Source organism: Lacisediminihabitans sp. (assembly GCF_043726815.1).
In the GTDB taxonomy this organism is placed as follows: domain Bacteria; phylum Actinomycetota; class Actinomycetes; order Actinomycetales; family Microbacteriaceae; genus Lacisediminihabitans.
This window is the reverse complement of record NZ_JAYSJZ010000095.1, coordinates 1-16,641: the sequence shown is the minus strand read 5'-3', so window position 1 is coordinate 16,641 and position 16,641 is coordinate 1. Positions and strand designations below refer to the sequence as shown.

General features: G+C 67.8%; 17 protein-coding genes and 1 pseudogene. 4 read left to right on the top strand and 14 right to left on the bottom strand.

The window, feature by feature from the left end; genetic code table 11:
* Both ACHZD8_RS14310 and ACHZD8_RS14305 read right to left on the bottom strand, forming a co-directional pair.
* Window positions 1-95, bottom strand: a pseudogene (locus tag ACHZD8_RS14310) (30S ribosomal protein S4); the annotation flags it as partial.
* Window positions 96-229: 134 nt separating this feature from the next.
* Window positions 230-1,561 carry a replication-associated recombination protein A gene (locus tag ACHZD8_RS14305; protein WP_394771102.1) on the bottom strand — a complete coding sequence of 444 codons (1,332 nt, stop codon included), beginning with the start codon at window positions 1,559-1,561 and terminating at the stop codon, window positions 230-232.
* Window positions 1,562-1,677: 116 nt separating this feature from the next.
* On the opposite strand from ACHZD8_RS14305, the gene ACHZD8_RS14300 reads away from it, so the two are divergent.
* The 3 genes from ACHZD8_RS14300 to ACHZD8_RS14290 all read left to right on the top strand — a co-directional run bounded on the left by ACHZD8_RS14300 (window position 1,678) and on the right by ACHZD8_RS14290 (window position 4,465).
* Complete coding sequence (locus ACHZD8_RS14300) at window positions 1,678-2,487, top strand: peptidylprolyl isomerase (protein WP_394771101.1); 810 nt, start codon at window positions 1,678-1,680, stop codon at window positions 2,485-2,487.
* Between the two features lie 99 nt (window positions 2,488-2,586).
* A complete protein-coding gene (locus ACHZD8_RS14295; RefSeq protein ID WP_394771100.1) occupies window positions 2,587-3,819 on the top strand; it encodes a DUF349 domain-containing protein in 1,233 nt (410 codons plus the stop codon).
* A gap of 85 nt (window positions 3,820-3,904) precedes the next feature.
* Window positions 3,905-4,465 carry a type IV toxin-antitoxin system AbiEi family antitoxin gene (locus ACHZD8_RS14290; RefSeq protein WP_394771099.1) on the top strand — a complete coding sequence of 187 codons (561 nt, stop codon included), beginning with the start codon at window positions 3,905-3,907 and terminating at the stop codon, window positions 4,463-4,465.
* On the opposite strand, the gene ACHZD8_RS14285 is transcribed toward ACHZD8_RS14290, so the two are convergent.
* The 9 genes from ACHZD8_RS14285 to ACHZD8_RS14245 form a co-directional block, all read right to left on the bottom strand.
* The gene (locus ACHZD8_RS14285; RefSeq protein WP_394771098.1) at window positions 4,462-6,759 is read right to left on the bottom strand and encodes a RelA/SpoT family protein; all 2,298 of its coding nucleotides are present in this window, start codon (window positions 6,757-6,759) and stop codon (window positions 4,462-4,464) included. The genes ACHZD8_RS14290 and ACHZD8_RS14285 overlap by 4 nt on opposite strands.
* A 93-nt stretch (window positions 6,760-6,852) precedes the next feature.
* Window positions 6,853-7,191: a rhodanese-like domain-containing protein gene (locus ACHZD8_RS14280; protein ID WP_394771097.1), complete on the bottom strand. Its 339-nt coding sequence runs from the start codon at window positions 7,189-7,191 to the stop codon at window positions 6,853-6,855.
* Between the two features lie 33 nt (window positions 7,192-7,224).
* Entirely contained in the window at window positions 7,225-8,214 is a 990-nt protein-coding gene (gene secF / locus ACHZD8_RS14275; protein ID WP_394771096.1) for a protein translocase subunit SecF, read from the bottom strand.
* Window positions 8,214-9,947, bottom strand: a complete 1,734-nt coding sequence (secD, locus tag ACHZD8_RS14270) for a protein translocase subunit SecD (RefSeq protein WP_394771095.1) — start codon at window positions 9,945-9,947, stop codon at window positions 8,214-8,216. The genes secF and secD overlap by 1 nt, the downstream gene beginning before the upstream one ends.
* Before the next feature lie 99 nt (window positions 9,948-10,046).
* Window positions 10,047-10,478 (bottom strand): preprotein translocase subunit YajC, encoded by a 432-nt coding sequence (yajC, locus tag ACHZD8_RS14265; protein ID WP_394771094.1) that lies wholly within the window; start codon window positions 10,476-10,478, stop codon window positions 10,047-10,049.
* A 73-nt stretch (window positions 10,479-10,551) separates the two neighbouring features.
* Window positions 10,552-11,601, bottom strand: a complete 1,050-nt coding sequence (gene ruvB, locus ACHZD8_RS14260) for a Holliday junction branch migration DNA helicase RuvB (RefSeq protein ID WP_394771093.1) — start codon at window positions 11,599-11,601, stop codon at window positions 10,552-10,554.
* Window positions 11,598-12,239, bottom strand: coding sequence for a Holliday junction branch migration protein RuvA (ruvA, locus tag ACHZD8_RS14255; protein WP_394771092.1), 642 nt, complete (start codon window positions 12,237-12,239; stop codon window positions 11,598-11,600). Before ruvA ends, ruvB begins: the two co-directional genes overlap by 4 nt.
* On the bottom strand, window positions 12,236-12,814 hold the full coding sequence (gene ruvC / locus ACHZD8_RS14250; protein ID WP_394771103.1) for a crossover junction endodeoxyribonuclease RuvC: 579 nt from the start codon (window positions 12,812-12,814) through the stop codon (window positions 12,236-12,238). The genes ruvA and ruvC overlap by 4 nt, the downstream gene beginning before the upstream one ends.
* A 16-nt stretch (window positions 12,815-12,830) precedes the next feature.
* Window positions 12,831-13,592, bottom strand: a complete 762-nt coding sequence (locus ACHZD8_RS14245; protein WP_394771091.1) for a YebC/PmpR family DNA-binding transcriptional regulator — start codon at window positions 13,590-13,592, stop codon at window positions 12,831-12,833.
* Between the two features lie 92 nt (window positions 13,593-13,684).
* Between ACHZD8_RS14245 and ACHZD8_RS14240 the strand changes: the two genes are divergently transcribed.
* The gene (locus tag ACHZD8_RS14240) at window positions 13,685-13,957 is read left to right on the top strand and encodes a DUF2277 domain-containing protein (RefSeq protein WP_394771090.1); all 273 of its coding nucleotides are present in this window, start codon (window positions 13,685-13,687) and stop codon (window positions 13,955-13,957) included.
* A 454-nt stretch (window positions 13,958-14,411) separates the two neighbouring features.
* Here ACHZD8_RS14240 and pdxT read toward each other — a convergent pair whose 3' ends face one another.
* From pdxT to ACHZD8_RS14225, 3 genes are all read right to left on the bottom strand, one after another.
* On the bottom strand, window positions 14,412-15,011 hold the full coding sequence (gene pdxT, locus ACHZD8_RS14235; RefSeq protein WP_394771089.1) for a pyridoxal 5'-phosphate synthase glutaminase subunit PdxT: 600 nt from the start codon (window positions 15,009-15,011) through the stop codon (window positions 14,412-14,414).
* The gene (pdxS, locus tag ACHZD8_RS14230) at window positions 15,001-15,903 is read right to left on the bottom strand and encodes a pyridoxal 5'-phosphate synthase lyase subunit PdxS (protein ID WP_394771088.1); all 903 of its coding nucleotides are present in this window, start codon (window positions 15,901-15,903) and stop codon (window positions 15,001-15,003) included. The genes pdxT and pdxS overlap by 11 nt, the downstream gene beginning before the upstream one ends.
* 64 nt (window positions 15,904-15,967) lie before the next feature.
* On the bottom strand, window positions 15,968-16,516 hold the full coding sequence (locus ACHZD8_RS14225) for an HIT family protein (protein ID WP_394771087.1): 549 nt from the start codon (window positions 16,514-16,516) through the stop codon (window positions 15,968-15,970).
* Between the last annotated feature and the right edge of the window lie 125 nt (window positions 16,517-16,641).

Below are 16,641 nucleotides of genomic sequence, written 5' to 3'. Positions count from 1 at the left end.
CGCTTCTCGAGGTACTTGGCGGCCTTCGGCGTGAGCGGGATGCCCAACGCACGCGACAGGCGCGTCTTGCTACGGGTACGTGACTGGGTAGACACGGATTCCTTTCGATTCTCTTCGCCCCCACCGAGCGGATGTGCACAGCGGGGGCCCGTGCGTGAGCGCGGACAGATTGGGAAGAGGGGTCGGCCCGGGTTTACTCCCCAGGGCCACAGAGCATCCTAACAGATCGCTACTCGCCGCGGATGATGCGGCGGAGCTTGTCGAGGCGGGCCTTGACCTCGCGCTCGTTGCCGTGCTCGGTCGGGGTGTAGTAGTTGGTGCCGAGAAGTTCGTCCGGCAGGTACTGCTGCTGCACGACGCCGAGGTCCGAGTCGTGGGAGTACTTGTAGGCCTTGCCGTGCCCGAGCCGTTTGGCCCCGGCGTAGTGCGCGTCGCGCAGGTGTTTCGGCACCCGGCCGATCTTGCCGGCCCGCACATCCGCGATCGCCGCGTCCAGCGCCATGTATGCGGCGTTCGACTTGGGGGCGGTCGCGAGGTAGACCACGGCCTCGGCGAGCGGGATGCGCCCCTCCGGCATCCCCACGTACTGCACGGCGTCGGCGGCGGCCACGGCGATCACCAGGGCCTGCGGGTCGGCGATGCCGATGTCCTCCGCAGCACTGATCATCACCCGGCGGGCGATGAACCGCGGGTCCTCGCCCGCCTCGATCATGCGTGCGAGGTAGTGCAGCGACGCGTCGACATCCGAACCGCGCACCGACTTGATGAACGCGCTGATCACGTCGTAGTGCTCGTCGCCGTTGCGGTCGTAGCGCAGCAGCGCCCGGTCCACGGCGAGGGAGACGATCTCGGCCGTCACCACCGGCTTGTCGGCGTCGTCGGTGGAGGTCGCGCTGAGCGCGGCCGCCTCGAGGGCGGTGAGGGCGCGTCTGGCGTCGCCCGAGGCGAGCCGGATGATCGCGGCCCGGGCATCCCCATCGAGGGCGATCCTGTCGTCGAGACCGCGCGGGTCGGTCACTGCCCGGTCGACGAGCACGGCGAGATCCTCGTCGCTGAGGGTCTCGAGGGTGAGCAGCAGGGAGCGCGAGAGCAGGGGCGAGATCACCGAGAACGACGGATTCTCGGTGGTGGCGGCGATGAGGATCACCCAGCCGTTCTCCACGCCGGGCAGCAGGGCATCCTGCTGCGCCTTGGTGAAACGGTGGATCTCGTCGAGGAACAGCACGGTCGACACCCCGTAGAGGTCCCTGGCCGACATCGCGGCCTCCATCACCTCCCGCACGTCCTTCACTCCCGCGTTCACGGCGGAGAGCTCGACGAACTTGCGACCGGAGCTGCGGGCGATCGCCTGGGCGAGCGTGGTCTTGCCCGTGCCTGGGGGACCCCAGAGGATCACCGAGACCGAGCCCTGCTCCCCCGTCTTGTCCGAGGCGAGGCTCACCAGTGGTGAACCGGGGGTGAGCAGGTGACGCTGCCCGGCGACCTCGTCGAGGCTGCGCGGTCGCATCCGCACCGCGAGGGGCGTCGCGCCAGCGCGCAAGCCGAGCTGGGCATCCACCATGCCTCAATCGTACGTGCGGCCCCCGTCAATCCCCTCCGCGCTCGCCTTCGGCGACACCGACCACTCTCGGATACAGTGCATGGGGGCAAACCCCCTGCGGCATCGATGGAGGACACGTGGCACCGAGCAAGAACGCCGAGCGCGACGCACGCGAGGCATGCGATCGGTTGCGACGCTACAACGCGCGGCAGGCGGTGCACACGCACCAGGTGAAGCGGCGCAAGCGCGACAACATCGTCGCCATCGTTGGCGTGGTCGTGGTCGTGGCTCTCGCCACCCTCACCCAGGTGCTCTACTTCACCGCGGGGCCCGGAGTGGCCACCTCGGCGAGCCCCTCCGCCAGTCCATCGCCCAGCGCCTCACCTGAGGCCACGAAGAACACCGGCACGGTGCCGCCGTCGACGATCGCCGAGGGTCGCACCTGGACGGGCGAACTCGACCTCAACGCGGTGCCACTCGCCATCGAACTCGACGGCAAGGCCGCGCCCCAGGCGACATCGGTGTTCATCTCCCTCGCCCAGAAGAACTTCTACACCACCACCGGGGCCACCTGCCATCGCCTCACCAACAGCCCGACGGCGAGCCTTATCCAGTGCGGCTCGGTGAACGGAGACGGCTCGGGCGACGCCGGATTCAGCTTCGGCCCGATCGAGAACGCCCCGGCCGACGGGGTCTACCCGGCCGGTACCATCGCCATGGCCCGTGGCGCCGGTGCGTTCAGCCAGAGCACCCAGTTCTTCATCACCTACGCCCCGACCACCCTCGATTCGTCCACCGGCGGCTACACGGTCATCGGCAAGGTCACGGGCGGCCTCGACGCCTTCGTGAGCACGATCGCGAGCAAGGGTGTCGTCGCGACCGCCACCAGCACCACCGACGGTGCCCCCGTCGTGGCGACCAAGATCACGAAACTGACGCTGAAATAGCAGCTCGGGGCCCCAGCGCCGCTGACGGCCCCTCCCGCGTGCAATAGTCTGGAACCCGGCCATTTTCGATTCAGTGGCCCGAGCAGCAAGGTGAGGCTTTTGGCGACAGACGATCAGGCTCCGTGGGGCCGCGTTGACGAGACGGGTACCGTCTTCGTTCGCGAAGGCGATTCAGAGCGCGCCGTCGGGCAGTATCCCGACGGCAGCAAGGAGGAGGCGCTGGCCTACTTCCAGCGCAAATACGTGGAGCTCGCCGGCCAGGTGACCCTCCTCGAGCAGCGCATCAAGCGCGGCACGGCCGCCGCGGACGTCGCGAAGACGATCGCCGCCCTCAAGGTGACCGTCGCCGGCGCCAACGCGGTGGGCGACCTTCCGTCGCTCATCACCCGCCTCGACGCGCTCGACGGCGCCGTCGGCGAACTCACCGAGAAGCAGCCCGCCGAGACGAAGGCCGCGACGGATGCCGCCCTCGCCGAGCGCGAGGCGCTCGTCGTGGAGGCGGAGACGCTCGCGGCCCAGGATCCGGCCAAGGCGCAGTGGAAGGCAGTCAGCGCCACGCTCGACGACATCTTCGCGCGCTGGCAGAAGCACCAGCAGGACGGCCCGCGCCTGCCCAAGAACGAGAGCAACGAACTCTGGAAGCGTTTTCGGGCCGCACGCACGACCATCGAAACGCACCGCAAGGCGTTCTTCGCCGAGCTCGACTCCGTGCACAAGGACGCCCGCAACAAGAAGCAGGAACTCGTCGAGAAGGCCGAGGCCCTCATTCCCAAGGGGCTCGACGGCATCCCGTCTTATCGCGGCCTGCTCGACGACTGGAAGGCCGCCGGACGCGCCGGCAAGAAGTTCGACGACGCGCTCTGGCTTCGATTCAAGGCGGCCGGCGACGCGCTCTACGCGGCGAAGACCGAGATCGATGCCAAGGACAACGAGGAGTTCAGCGCCAATCTCGAACTCAAGCTGGCCCTCCTCACCGAGGCGGAGCCGCTCATCGCGGAGACCGACCGGGTGAAGGCCCGCGAGGCCCTGCTGTCGATCCAGCGCCGCTGGGATGCCATCGGCAAGGTCCCGCGCGACAAGGTCAAGCCCATCGAGGACCGGCTGCGCAAGGTGGAGACGGCCGTGCGCAAGCTCGACGAGGACCACTGGCAGAAGAGCAACCCGGAGCGCATCGCGCGTTCGGAGGGGCTCGCGAGCCAGCTTCACGACGCGATCGCCAAGCTCGAGCGCGAGCTCGCCGACGCCAAGGCCGGCGGAAACGCCAAGAAGATCAAGGATGCGGAAGAGGCCCTCGAGGCGCGCAAGGCGTGGCTCAAGGTGATCGGCTCGTAGCCCTCCCCGGCTGCCGGTTTCGGGTTCTCTCCACAGTTGCCGGTGGCGGCCGTCGGCATCCGCCGGCAGCCGCGACCATGGACGGATGTCGCAACGGCTTCCCCGCGTGCTCTCCGGCCGGGACCTCCCCCTCGCGGAGCTGACGGCCGCCCGCATCGACGGTGAGGTCTACTCCGTCGACGAGTGCTTCAGCCCGCTCGACGAGTTCGAGATCGCGCCGCATCGCGCGCTGGCACTGCTCGCGAGCTTTCCGCCTCGGCTCATTGCCGAGCGGCACACCGCGGCCTGGGTGCTGGGTGCGCAGCCCGCTCCCCCGACGGTGCACCAGTTCTGCGTGAGCATCGAGGCGAGGACCCGGCCCACGATCGCCCTGCGAATGTCGGTGCGGGAGGTGGTGATCGACGCCGAAGACCTGCTGCAGGTGGCCGGGCTGCCGGTGACGACGCCGCTGCGCACCGCGGTCGATCTCGTCCGCTGCTCGGGGGACTTCGACGACCGGCACCTGCCCCTCGTCGCCGAACTGATGCGCATCGGGGGCTTCGGCGTCGAGCACTGCGCCGAACTGCTCAACCGTCGGCGCAACCTTCCCGACAAGCGCGTCGCCCTCGCGCGGCTGATCGCCGCGGCTGCCCTGCGGCAGACCTAACCGGCGCTGACCCGGTACACGTCGTAGACCGCGTCGATGCGTCGAACGGCGTTGAGAACGCCGTCGAGGTGCGTGGTGTCCCCCATCTCGAAGACAAAGCGGCTCAAGGCGAGACGATCGCTCGAGGTTGACACCGTGGCCGACAGGATGTTCACGTGGTTCTCGGACAACACGCGGGTCACGTCGCTCAGCAGGCCGGCGCGGTCGAGCGCCTCCACCTGGATCTGCACCAGGAAGATGCTCGACGAGGAGGGCGCCCACTCGACGTCCACCATGCGCTCGGGCTCGTTGAGCAGCGAGGTGACGTTGTGGCAGTCGGCCTGGTGCACGGACACCCCGGCGCCGCGCGTGACGAAGCCGACGATCGGATCGCCGGGAACCGGTGTGCAGCACTTGGCGAGCTTGACGAGGATGTCCGGAGCGCCGCGTACCAGCACGCCGGAGTCGCTGTTGCGCAGCGCCTTGCTGCGACCCTTCGTGGGGAAGGGGATCTCCGCATCCTCGGTCTCGGCCTCCGTGTGGAGGGTGGCAAGCACCTTCTCCAGCACTGACTGGGTGGAGACGTGTCCCTCGCCCACCGCGGCGTAGAGGGCGGAGATGTCCTCGTAGCGCATCTGCGCGGCGACCTCGCTGAACGAGTCCTGGTTCATGAGCTTCTGCAGGGGCAGGTTCTGCTTGCGCATGGCACGGGCGATGGCATCCTTGCCCTGCTCGATCGCCTCTTCGCGCCGCTCCTTGGTGAACCACTGCTTGATCTTGTTGCGCGCCCGCGGGCTCTTCACGAAGTTGAGCCAGCCCTGGCTCGGCCCGGCATCCGGGTTCTTGGAGGTGAAGATCTCCACCACGTCGCCGCTCGACAGCGTGCTCTCGAGGGGCACCAGGCGCCCGTTCACCTTGGACCCCATGGTGCGATGGCCGACCTCGGTGTGCACCGCGTAGGCGAAGTCGACCGGGGTCGCTCCGGCCGGCAGGCCGATCACCTTGCCCTGGGGGGTGAAGACGTAGACCTCCTTGGCGCCGATCTCGAAGCGGAGCGAATCGAGGAACTCGTTGGGGTCCGCCGTCTCGGCCTGCCAGTCGGTGATGTGCGCTAGCCACGCCATGTCGCCGTCGTCGCTGAGATCGCTCGCGGCACCCTTGCCGCCGTTCACCCGCTCCTTGTACTTCCAGTGCGCCGCGACACCGAACTCGGCGCGCTGGTGCATCTCGTCGGTGCGGATCTGGATCTCCACCGCTCGGCCCTTCGGCCCGATCACCGTGGTGTGCAGCGACTGGTAGAGGTTGAACTTGGGGGTGGCGATGTAGTCCTTGAAGCGCCCGGGGATCGGGTTCCACCGGGCATGGATGGAGCCGAGCACGGCGTAGCAGTCGCGCACCGAACCCACCAGGACCCGGATGCCCACGAGGTCGTAGATCTCGTCGAACTCCCGGCCGCGCACGATCATCTTCTGATAGATCGAGTAGTACTGCTTGGGGCGGCCCACGACCTTGCCCTTGATCTTCGACGCCTTGAGGTCGTCGTTGACCGCATCGATCACCTGCTGCACGAACTCCTCGCGCTGCGGGGTCCGCTGCTTGACCATGTTCTCGATCTCGACGTACATCTTCGGGTAGAGCACCGCGAAGGAGAGGTCTTCGAGCTCCCACTTGATGGTCTGGATGCCGAGGCGGTGCGCGAGGGGCGCGTAGATCTCGAGGGTCTCCTGCGCCTTCCTCGTCGCGGACTCGGTGGGCACGAAGCCCCAGGTGCGCGCGTTGTGCAGGCGGTCGGCGAGCTTGATCACGAGCACGCGGATGTCCTTGGACATCGCGACGACCATCTTGCGCACGGTCTCCGCCTGCGCGCTGTCGCCGTACTTGAGCTTGTCGAGCTTGGTGACCCCATCCACGAGCATCGCGATCTCGTCGCCGAAGTCGTGGCGAAGCATGTCGAGGGTGTATTCCGTGTCCTCGACGGTGTCGTGCAGCAGCGCCGCGGCGAGGGTCTTCGGACCGATGCCGAGGTCGGCCAGAATCTGCGCCACGGCCACCGGGTGGGTGATGTACGGCTCGCCGCTCTTGCGCAGCTGCCCGCGGTGCGCGAGTTCGGCCGCCGCATACGCCCGGTCGATGATTCCCAGATCGGCCTTCGGATGGTGCAGCTTCGCGGTCTTGATGAGCAGGTCGACGGCACCCACCGGCTGGGCCCGCGAGAAGATCCGCGGCAGGAGCGTGCGCAGCGACGGCGAGAGCGTCGTGCCGACCGGGATGCCCGACGCCGGCGTGAGGGAACTGGGCGTGGTCGTTTCCGTCATCGCTCCTCCTCCCGCAGCCAAACTATCACCGCGGGCTGGGCCCCATCGCACGGTTCGCTGTGGGCGCTACGGCGGATCGCATGGCCGGGCGGATCAGTCGACGCGAGGGGCGTCGGTGCCGTCCGCCACGATCTCGCCGCCGGCGGCCGTCCAAGCCAGCATTCCGCCCACGACGTTCACGGGCTCGTAGCCGGCGTCGAGGAGGGCGTTCGAGACGCGCACCGATCGGGAACCGGCGTGGCAGATCACGAGCACCCGCTTGTCGGTGGGAACGTCCTCGAGGCCCTCGGGCAGCTTCGACATGGGCACGAGCGTGGCGGCCGGGGAATGGCCGCGATCCCACTCGTCCTGCTCACGCACGTCGAGCAGCATGGTGCCGCCGACGGTGAGCGCGATCGCCTCGGCGGCACTGACCTCGCTGTACTGCTTCATCTGATGTTCTCCTGCTGTGTCTGGCTGGTGCCGTTAGCCGGTGACGCTCGCCTGGCGCACGGCGTTGGTGCGCTTGTCGCGCTTCTTGATCGCCTCTTCCCCGCTGCGCAGGTGCGCGTAGAGCGGGGCGGCGATGAAGATCGTGGAGTATGTGCCGGCGATGATTCCCACGAAGAGGGCAAGCGAGATGTCGCGCAGCGTGCCCGCCCCGAGCGCGAAGGCGCCGATGAACAGGATCGCGCCGACCGGCAGGATCGCCACGATCGAGGTGTTGATCGATCGCACGAGGGTCTGGTTCACGGCGAGGTTCACCGACTCGCCGAACGTGCGGCGGGACTCGGAACCGTCCTCGCTCGTGGTCTCGCGAATCTTGTCGAACACCACGACGGTGTCGTAGAGCGAGTAGCCGAGGATGGTCAGGAACCCGATCACCGCCGCCGGAGTCACCTCGATGCCGAAGATTCCGTAGAAGCCGGCCGTGATGATCAGGTCGTGCAGAAGCGCCACGATGGCCGCGAGCGACATCTTCCAGGTGCGGAAGTACAGCGCCATCACGATGGCCGCGAGGGCGACGAAGATCACGAGGCCGGTGAGTGCCTGCCGGGTGATGTCCTGGCCCCAGGTGGCGCCGATGAACGACGCCGTCACGCTCTTCACGGGCACGTCGTACGCGGCGGCGAGGGCCTGCTGGATCTTCACGCTCTCGGTGTCCGACAGCTGGTCGGTCTGGATGCGCACGGAGTCACCGCCCACGATCGACACGCGCGGGTTGGAGCTGGGCGCGACCTTGGTCACCGTGTCCGAGGCGAACGGCTGGCTCAGGTTGGTGGTGTTGGAGACCTGGAACTGCGAGCCGCCACGGAACTCGATGCCGAAGATGAACCCGCCGCGAAGGAACGGGATCACGATCGCGGCGAGGATCATCACCGCGGCGATGCCGTACCAGATCTTGCGGCGGCCGACGATGTTGTACGAGCGCTTGCCGGTGTAGAGGTCATTGCCGAACTGGGCGAAGCTGGCCATCAGGAATCCTTCCCCTTGGTGCTCTTACTGGAATTGGAGGAGCCCTGCGATTCGAGTTCTGCCGCCTTGCGCTCGGCGATGGTCTGGCGCTTCTGCACCTCGCGGCTCACCGAGGCCTTCTTGCTCGCCGACACGTTCACCGGGTCGCGGAAGGTGGCCCGCCCTCGGTAGACGGCACCGAGTGCCTTCGGGTCGAGGCCGCTGAAGCGGTGCCCCTCGGCGAAGAACGGACGCCTCGCGATGATCTGCAGCATCGGGTGGGTGAAGAGCGCCACGACCACGAGGTCGACGATCGTCGTGAGCCCGAGGGTCAGGGCGAAGCCCTTGACGTTGCCGACCGCCACGATGAAAAGGATCGCCGCGGCGAGGAAGTTGACGGTGTCCGAGGCGATGATGGTGCGGATGGCGCGCTTCCAGCCCGCCTCCACGGCGGACTCGAGCGGACGGCCATCCCGCAACTCGTCGCGGATTCTCTCGAAGTAGACGATGAACGAGTCGGCCGTGATACCGATGGCCACGATGAGGCCGGCGACGCCGGCGAGCGAGAGCCGGTAGCCCTCCCGCCAGGAGAGGAACACCACCACCAGGTAGGTGATCACGGCGGCGACGACGAGCGACGCCACGGTGAGCAGGCCAAGGGTGCGGTACTGCAACAGGGAGTACAGCACCACGAGGGTGAGCCCGATGAGGCCGGCGAGCAGTCCGCTCTGCAGCTGGCTCGAGCCGAGGGTGGCCGAGATGATGTCCTTGCTCTCCACCTTGAAGCCGATCGGCAGTGCGCCGAACTTGAGCTGGTCGGCGAGCGTCTTGGAGCTCGCCTGGGTGAACGACCCGGTGATCTGCGGCTTGCCGTCGGTGATCACGGCGTTGGTGGTGGGGGCCGAGATGATGCGGCCGTCGAGCACGATGGCGAACTGGTTGCGCACGCCGGTGAGTGCGTTGAGCCGCGTCGTGACCTCCGCGAACTGCTTGGTGCCCTTGCCGTTGAAGACGATGTTGACCGCCCACTTGCCCGTGCTCGCGCCCTGCGAGTTGGTGACCTGGCCGTTGGTCGCGTCGGTGATCGTCTCACCGGCCACCTCGACCGGGCCGAGGATGTACTTGTAGGTCGAGGTGTCGTCACACGTGACGAGCGGCTTCTTCGGGTCGGCCACGTTGGTGCCTGCCGCATCGACCTTGTCGCAGCTGAAGTCGTCGAACTGCTTCTTCAGCGCCGGGGTCACCCAGGCCAGGTCGCTCGCGTTCGTCGGACTCGTGCTCGGCGTCGAGGGCAACGGGGTCTCAGACGCCCCGGCGCTCGGCGTCGCGCTCGGCGTTCCGACCGAGCTCGTGGGCGCCTGCTCCGACACGAGCACCGGACGGAACTCGAGCTTGGCCGAGGACTCGATGCGGTCGATGGTCGCCTGGTCCGGGATTCCCGGGATCGAGACGACCACGTTCTGACTGCCCTGGGTGTTGATCTCCGCCTCGGACACGCCGCTCGCGTCGATGCGCTGGCGGATGATCGCCACCGCCTGCTCGAGCTGCTGGCTCGACGGAGCCGCGGCACCGTTCGCCACCACCGGCGACAAGATGATCTGCGTGCCGCCCTCGAGGTCGAGCGCGAGCTTCGGGGCCCAGGACGCGTGATTCCAGATCACGGCAGCACCGTTGATCGCGGTCAGTCCCGCAACGATCACCAGAAGCCAGGTCAGAGACCGCAGAGCCTTCTTGACCGGGGTCGATCTTGCCACAGGTAACTCAGCTTTCTATGCGTGCGCTGCGGAACTCGGCCACCGACACACTTCAGGCCCGGCGCGCAGGTCGCACGCGAGCAGTCATCAGGTTAGTGGTTACTCGCCGGGCTCGGTCTTCGGCTTGCGCACGGGCTTCTTCACCTCGGGCTCGAGGCGCTCACCGAATTCCGGCTCACCGGCCACGATCGCGTTGTCCTCGTTGAGCTGGATCTCCGCGGGCTCGTCCTCGACGACGGCCTCGGTGTCCGTCTCCTCCGGCTGTGCGTAGTCGGCGACCTTGAGGATCGTCTGGCGGTGGATCTTGAGCACCGTTCCGGGGGTCGTCTCGATGAGGGCGACGTTGGTGTCCTCGTCGATCGAGAGGATCGTTCCGTACAGGCCGTAGTTGGTCATGATCTCCACGCCCACGCCGATCGCGGCCTGGCGGGCGGCGGTCTCCTTGGCACGCTTGCGCGACGAACGGAACTGGAAGAAGACGAATACCGCCAGCGCCACGGCGATCAGAATAAGAGTGGGGTCGAACTTCATGGGGGTAGAACCTTCCAAGCGCTGAGGGGGAAACACGGGGAGTCTAACCCTGCGTGCTGAGGACCAACTTGAATTATAGGTCATCCCCGAAGAGCCCGACGGCGGCACTGGAGCTGGTGCTCGACAGGCCGAAGTGCTTCCACGCCGCCCGCGTCGCCACCCGGCCCCGCGGGGTGCGAGTGAGCAGGCCGATGCGCACGAGGAACGGCTCAACGACCGATTCGATGGTCTCGGCCTCCTCTCCCACCGAGACGGCGAGGGTGTTGAGACCGACCGGTCCGCCGTCGAACCGGGTGAGGATGATGTCCATCACCGCGCGGTCGAGCCTGTCGAGACCGAGCTCGTCGACGTCGTACAGCAGCAGGGCGGCGTGAACCGCCTCGAGCCCGTGCGTCTCGTGCACGAGGGAGTAGTCGCGCACCCGACGCAACAGCCGGTTCGCGATTCTCGGTGTGCCGCGGCAACGCCCGGCGATCTCGGCGAGGGCGGCGCGGTCGATCGGCAGGTCGAGCAGGGAGGCGGCGCGAACGAGCACCTGTTCGAGCTCCGGCTCCGAGTAGAACTCGAGGTGCGCGGTGAAGCCGAAGCGGTCGCGCAGCGGGTTCGGGAGCAGGCCCGACCGGGTGGTCGCGCCGACGAGGGTGAACGGAGCCAGATCGAGCGGGATGGAGGTGGCTCCGGCCCCCTTGCCCACCATGATGTCGATGCGGAAGTCCTCCATCGCCAGGTAGAGCATCTCCTCCGCGGAGCGCGCCATGCGGTGGATCTCGTCGATGAACAGGATCTCGCCGGGGACCAGCGAGGAGAGCACGGCGGCGAGGTCCCCGGCGTGCTGGATGGCCGGGCCGCTGGACATGCGCAGCGGCCGCCCGCTCTCCTGGGCCACGATCATGGCGAGGGTGGTCTTGCCGAGGCCGGGTGGGCCCGCGAGCAGGATGTGGTCCGGCGTGCGGTTCTGCAGCGTCGCCGCCTGCAGCAACAGCTGAAGCTGTGCGCGCACCTTCGCCTGCCCGACGAACTCGGCGAGGGTCTTGGGGCGCAGGGCGCCCTCGAAGGCGAGCTCGGCATCCGACTCAGGGGTCGGGCGCACGATCGCGACCGAGAGGTCTTCGGAGTCGCTCACTGGCCGCTCGATCCTCGGGCGGAGGCCGCGCTCAGCGGCTGCTGGGGCCCGAGCCGGGTGAGGGCGAGGCGCAGCAGGGCCGGCACCGTCGCCGTCTCGTCTGTGCCGGCGCTGGCGAGGGCCTCATCCACGGCCTGGGCCGCGACGCGCTCCGACCAGCCGAGGCCGACGAGGGCCACGAGCACGTTGTCGCTGACGGTCGCGCGGACTATCGGCGCTCGCACCGCCGACGTGGTGATGGCCTGCATCTTGCCGGCGAGGGACACGACGATGAGTTTCGCGGTCTTCGGGCCGATGCCGGAGACCTTGCGAAAGGCCGCGTCGTCCTCGGTGGCCACGGCCGACGCGACCTGCGTCGGCGTCATCGCCGCCAGCACGCCCATCGCCGACTTGGGGCCGACCCCCGTCACCCCGCGCAGCAGGTCGAACACGGCGAGTTCATCGGTGTCGACGAAGCCGAAGAGCGAGAGGTCGTCCTCGCGCACGATGAGGGCGGTGCGAACCATCGCCTCCGAGCCGACGCGCAGCGAGAGGGCATGCTGGGGCGTCACGCTCACCGAGAGCCCGACTCCCCCGACCTCGATCACCGCCGTCGTTCCGGCCACCGCGAGCACGACGCCGCGAACAGAAGAGATCATGCTCCCAGTCTACGTTTGGGGGCCGACTTCGACGCGCTTCTCTCCGCGGCGAGCCATGCCTGCTGGGCCGGCGTGAGGGATCCCGCCGGTCCCGCCACGGCCGCTCCGCGCTTCCAGGCGTGGCAGATCGCGATGGCCAGAGCATCCGAGGCGTCCGCGGGTGTCGGCAACTCCGCGAGGCCGAGCACTCGGGCGACCATGGTCGCCACCTGCTTCTTGTCCGCGGAGCCGTAGCCGCTGATCGCGGCCTTCACCTCGGACGGCGTGTGCAGCCCGACGACCAGGCCTCGCTTGGCGGCGAGGTGGAGCGCGACGCCGCTGATCTGGGCCGTGCCCATCACCGTGCGGAGGTTGTGCTGGGCGAACACCCGCTCGAGGGCGACGGCGTCCGGCTTGTGGGTGTCGAGCAGGCGCTCGATCTCGTTGCCGAGGTGCAGCAGCCTCTGCTCGAGCGGCATGTCGTGCGGCGTGCGGATCACCGCGACCTCTACGAGGGTCGCCTTCCGCGTGGCGGTGACATCCACGATGCCGACGCCGCACCGGGTCAGCCCAGGGTCGATACCGAGCACCCTGATGCTGGCCACCGCTTCGCTACTCGTCTTCGTCGAGCGTGGCCTGCACCTCGGCCGGAACCTCGAAGTTGCCGTAGACGTTCTGCACGTCATCGTCATCGTCGAGGGCGTCGATCAGGCGGAATACCTTGCGGGCGGTCTCGGCATCCACGGCGATGGTGACGCCGGGCACGAACTCCACGTCGGCCGAGTCGTAGTCGATTCCGGCCTCCTGCAGCGCGGTGCGTGCGGCGACGAGGTCGTGCGGCTCGGTCACGATCTCGAAGCCGGCGCCGCGGTCGTTGACCTCTTCGGCTCCGGCATCCAGGACCGCGGCGAGGATGTCGTCCTCGGTCACGCTGTCGGTCTTGGTGACCGAGATCACGCCCTTGCGGCTGAAGTTGTAGGCCACGCTGCCCGGATCGCCCATGGTGCCACCGTTGCGGGTCATGATGGTGCGCACGTTCGCCGCGGCGCGATTGTGGTTGTCGGTGAGGCACTCGATCAGCAGGGCGACGCCGCCCGCCGCGTATCCCTCGTACATGATCGTCTTGTAGTCGACCGCGACGCCGAGCTGGCCGGAGCCACGCTTGACCGCCGAATCGATGTTCGAGTTGGGAACGGAAGTCTTCTTCGCCTTCTGGATCGCGTCGACCAGAGTCGGGTTGCCCGAGAGGTCGGCACCCCCGAGCTTGGCTGCGACTTCGATGTTCTTGATGAGCTTGGCGAACGACTTCGCACGGCGAGAGTCTTTAATCGCCTTCTGGTGCTTGGTGGTTGCCCATTTGGAGTGGCCTGACATGCTGAACATTCTAACCAGTGCCGCAATACAGACCCCGACATCGATGCTCCGACAGGCTTGATCGGGCGCCCGGCCCGTTCTAGCCTCGCTGCATGTGCCGAAACATTCACACTCTCCATAACTTCGAGCCCGCCGCCAACGAAGATGAGGTGCAGGCCGCCGCCCTCCAATACGTGCGGAAGATCAGCGGATCGACAAAGCCGGCCAGGGTCAACCAGGAGGCCTTCGACCGCGCCGTCCACGAGATCGCCCACATCACGCAGCATCTTCTCCAGGACCTGGTCGCCACGACGCCGCCGAAGGACCGCGAAATCGAGGCGGCGAAGGCCAGGGAGCGCAGCGCCAAGCGGTTCGCGACCTCCTGAACCGCCTCCTGGCCGCGGTGAGCCGCCCTCGGCCGCTCTGGGCCGCTCCCGCCGCGCTCCCACTGCGCCACACCGGGCCGTTACGGACAGTGCGGGCCGGCACGCCGGCCCGGACCGTCCGCGACCGCCCCGATTGCCGCGGGAGAGCTCGGGCGGCCGCGCCCATCCGCCGGGAGTGCGCGTGGAGCCGGGTGCCACCGGTCATCTGCCCGGGATTCCTCGCGGCGGGAGTCATCCGTCCCGGCGGCGGGGAAAAGTGCTCGCGGAGGGAGGCGTAACCCCCTCCGCCGCGCGGCATCCCCCGCCGCGAGCAGTCCGGCGATCCGCTCCCCCGCCGGAAATGTCAACCCGAGCCGAAAACGCCTGACCGAAACGCAGGAGATTCGAGCGGCACGGCGCTGTATCGGGCCGCGAACCGCGCTTTTTTCAGAAAGAAGGATGGGGACGGGCCGGCTCAGGCGGCGGCGATCATCCGCAGGAAGTGCTCGTGGAACCGCGTGTCGCCGGTCATCTCGGGATGGAACGAGGTGCCAAGCAGGTTGCCCTGCTCCACCGCCACCACACGGCCATCGGCGAGAGTCGCCAGCGGCACGACGCTCGGTCCCGCCTCCTCGACGACGGGCGCGCGGATGAAGACCGCATGCAGCGGCGGACCCCCCAGTTCCGGGATGTCCAGGTCGGTCTCGAACGAGTCGAGCTGGGAGCCGAACGCGTTTCGCCGCACCGCGATGTCGAGCCCGCCGAGGGTCTGCTGCCCGTTGATGCCGTCGAGCAGGCGGTCGGCCAGCATGATCAGCCCAGCACAGGTGCCGTACACCGGCAGGCCGGAGCGGATGGCGTCCTTGAGCGGCTCCGCGAGTCCGAACGCGCGCGACAGCTTGTCCATGACGCTGGACTCGCCGCCGGGAATCACGAGACCGGCGACCTCGGCAAGCTCCTCCGGTCGACGAATCGGCCGGGCATCCGCCCCCAGGGAGCGGAGCACGGCGAGGTGTTCACGAAAGTCGCCCTGGAGGGCGAGCACGCCGACGATCGGTGCGGAGTTACCAGCCACGTTCGGAGAGGCGGTGCGGAGCCGGCAGGTCTGACACGTTGATGCCGACCATCGCCTCGCCGAGACCACGGGACGCGTCAGCGATCACCGTGGGGTCGTCGAAGAACGTCGTCGCCTTCACGATCGCCGCCGCGCGCGCCTCCGGGTTGCCCGACTTGAAGACTCCAGAGCCGACGAACACTCCGTCGGCGCCCAGCTGCATCATCAGCGCCGCGTCCGCCGGGGTCGCGACCCCGCCGGCCGTGAACAGCACCACGGGAAGCTTGCCGGTGCGTGCGACCTCGAGCACGAGCTCGTACGGCGCCTGCAACTCCTTCGCCGCGACATACAGCTCGTCATGGCTCTTCGCCGTCAACGCCGCGATCTCCGAGCGGATGGTGCGGATGTGCTTGGTCGCCTCGGAGACATCCCCGGTGCCGGCCTCGCCCTTGGAGCGGATCATCGCCGCGCCCTCATTGATGCGGCGCAGGGCCTCACCCAGGTTCGTGGCACCGCAGACGAACGGCACGGTGAACGGCCACTTGTCGATGTGATTCACGTAGTCAGCCGGGCTCAGCACCTCGGACTCGTCGATGTAATCGACCCTGAGGGCCTGCAGGATCTGCGCCTCGACGAAGTGGCCGATGCGGGCCTTCGCCATGACCGGAATGGAGACCTCGGCGATGATACTTTCGATCAGATCCGGGTCACTCATCCGAGCGACTCCACCCTGTGAGCGGATGTCTGCGGGCACCCGCTCGAGCGCCATGACGGCGACAGCGCCGGCGTCCTCTGCGATACGGGCCTGCTCGGCGGTGACCACATCCATGATCACACCGCCCTTAAGCATTTCGGCGAGTCCGCGCTTGACGCGGCTCGAGCCGATGGATTCGGTGTTATTGGTGTCGGACACACTTGCCTCTCTGGAGTCCCGAAGCACTTCGGGACCTTCTTATTCTAAGCCGGTCTCGCGCGGGCTAATTGTCTGGCCAGGCGCGTGAAACCTCGTCGCGCACCTCACCCAGCAGCTTCGGAATTGCCTTGGTTCCGGCGATGATCGGAAAGAAATTCGAGTCAGTCGCCCAACGCGGAACGATGTGCTGGTGCAGGTGGGCCGCAATTCCTGCCCCGGCAATCCGCCCCTGGTTCATGCCGATGTTAAAACCATCACAGCGCGAAGTCTCGGTGAGCACGCGCATGGCCACCTGGGTGAGACTGGCCATCTCTGCCACCTCTTCGGCTGTTGCCTCGTCGTAGGTCGCAACATGGCGGTACGGGCACACCAGCAGGTGCCCCGAGTTGTAGGGAAAGAGGTTGAGCAGAACGAATGCGTGCGTACCCCGCGCGACGATGAGTGCTTTCTCATCGGTCAGGCCGGGCGCGACGCAGAACGGACATTCGTCTTCGTGCGGGCCAGGGCCGGCCTCGATATAGACCATCCGATGGGGCGTCCAGAGTCGCTGGAACGCGTCGGGCACCGCGGCGAAGTCTCGCGAAGACTCCACGCCGTCGAAGTCGCCGGCCATCAGACCTGGGCTTTCGTCGCGATCGCTGCCGTGATGCGCGCGATCGCTTCGGCCACCGGGATGCCATTCTCCTGGTGCCCGTCGCGGAATCGGAAACTCACCGCGTTATTGGCGCGATCCTCCTC

What these genes read in the sequence shown, in the direction of transcription:
- yajC (WP_394771094.1), bottom strand. Translation starts at nt 10,478, where the DNA reads ATGAAGTTCGACCCCACTCTTATTCTGATCGCCGTGGCGCTGGCGGTA.
- ACHZD8_RS14305 (WP_394771102.1), bottom strand. Translation starts at nt 1,561, where the DNA reads ATGGTGGATGCCCAGCTCGGCTTGCGCGCTGGCGCGACGCCCCTCGCG.
- ruvA (WP_394771092.1), bottom strand. Translation starts at nt 12,239, where the DNA reads ATGATCTCTTCTGTTCGCGGCGTCGTGCTCGCGGTGGCCGGAACGACG.
- secF (WP_394771096.1), bottom strand. Translation starts at nt 8,214, where the DNA reads ATGGCCAGCTTCGCCCAGTTCGGCAATGACCTCTACACCGGCAAGCGC.
- ACHZD8_RS14280 (WP_394771097.1), bottom strand. Translation starts at nt 7,191, where the DNA reads ATGAAGCAGTACAGCGAGGTCAGTGCCGCCGAGGCGATCGCGCTCACC.
- ACHZD8_RS14240 (WP_394771090.1), top strand. Translation starts at nt 13,685, where the DNA reads ATGTGCCGAAACATTCACACTCTCCATAACTTCGAGCCCGCCGCCAAC.
- ACHZD8_RS14290 (WP_394771099.1), top strand. Translation starts at nt 3,905, where the DNA reads ATGTCGCAACGGCTTCCCCGCGTGCTCTCCGGCCGGGACCTCCCCCTC.
- ACHZD8_RS14225 (WP_394771087.1), bottom strand. Translation starts at nt 16,516, where the DNA reads ATGGCCGGCGACTTCGACGGCGTGGAGTCTTCGCGAGACTTCGCCGCG.
- ACHZD8_RS14245 (WP_394771091.1), bottom strand. Translation starts at nt 13,592, where the DNA reads ATGTCAGGCCACTCCAAATGGGCAACCACCAAGCACCAGAAGGCGATT.
- ACHZD8_RS14285 (WP_394771098.1), bottom strand. Translation starts at nt 6,759, where the DNA reads ATGACGGAAACGACCACGCCCAGTTCCCTCACGCCGGCGTCGGGCATC.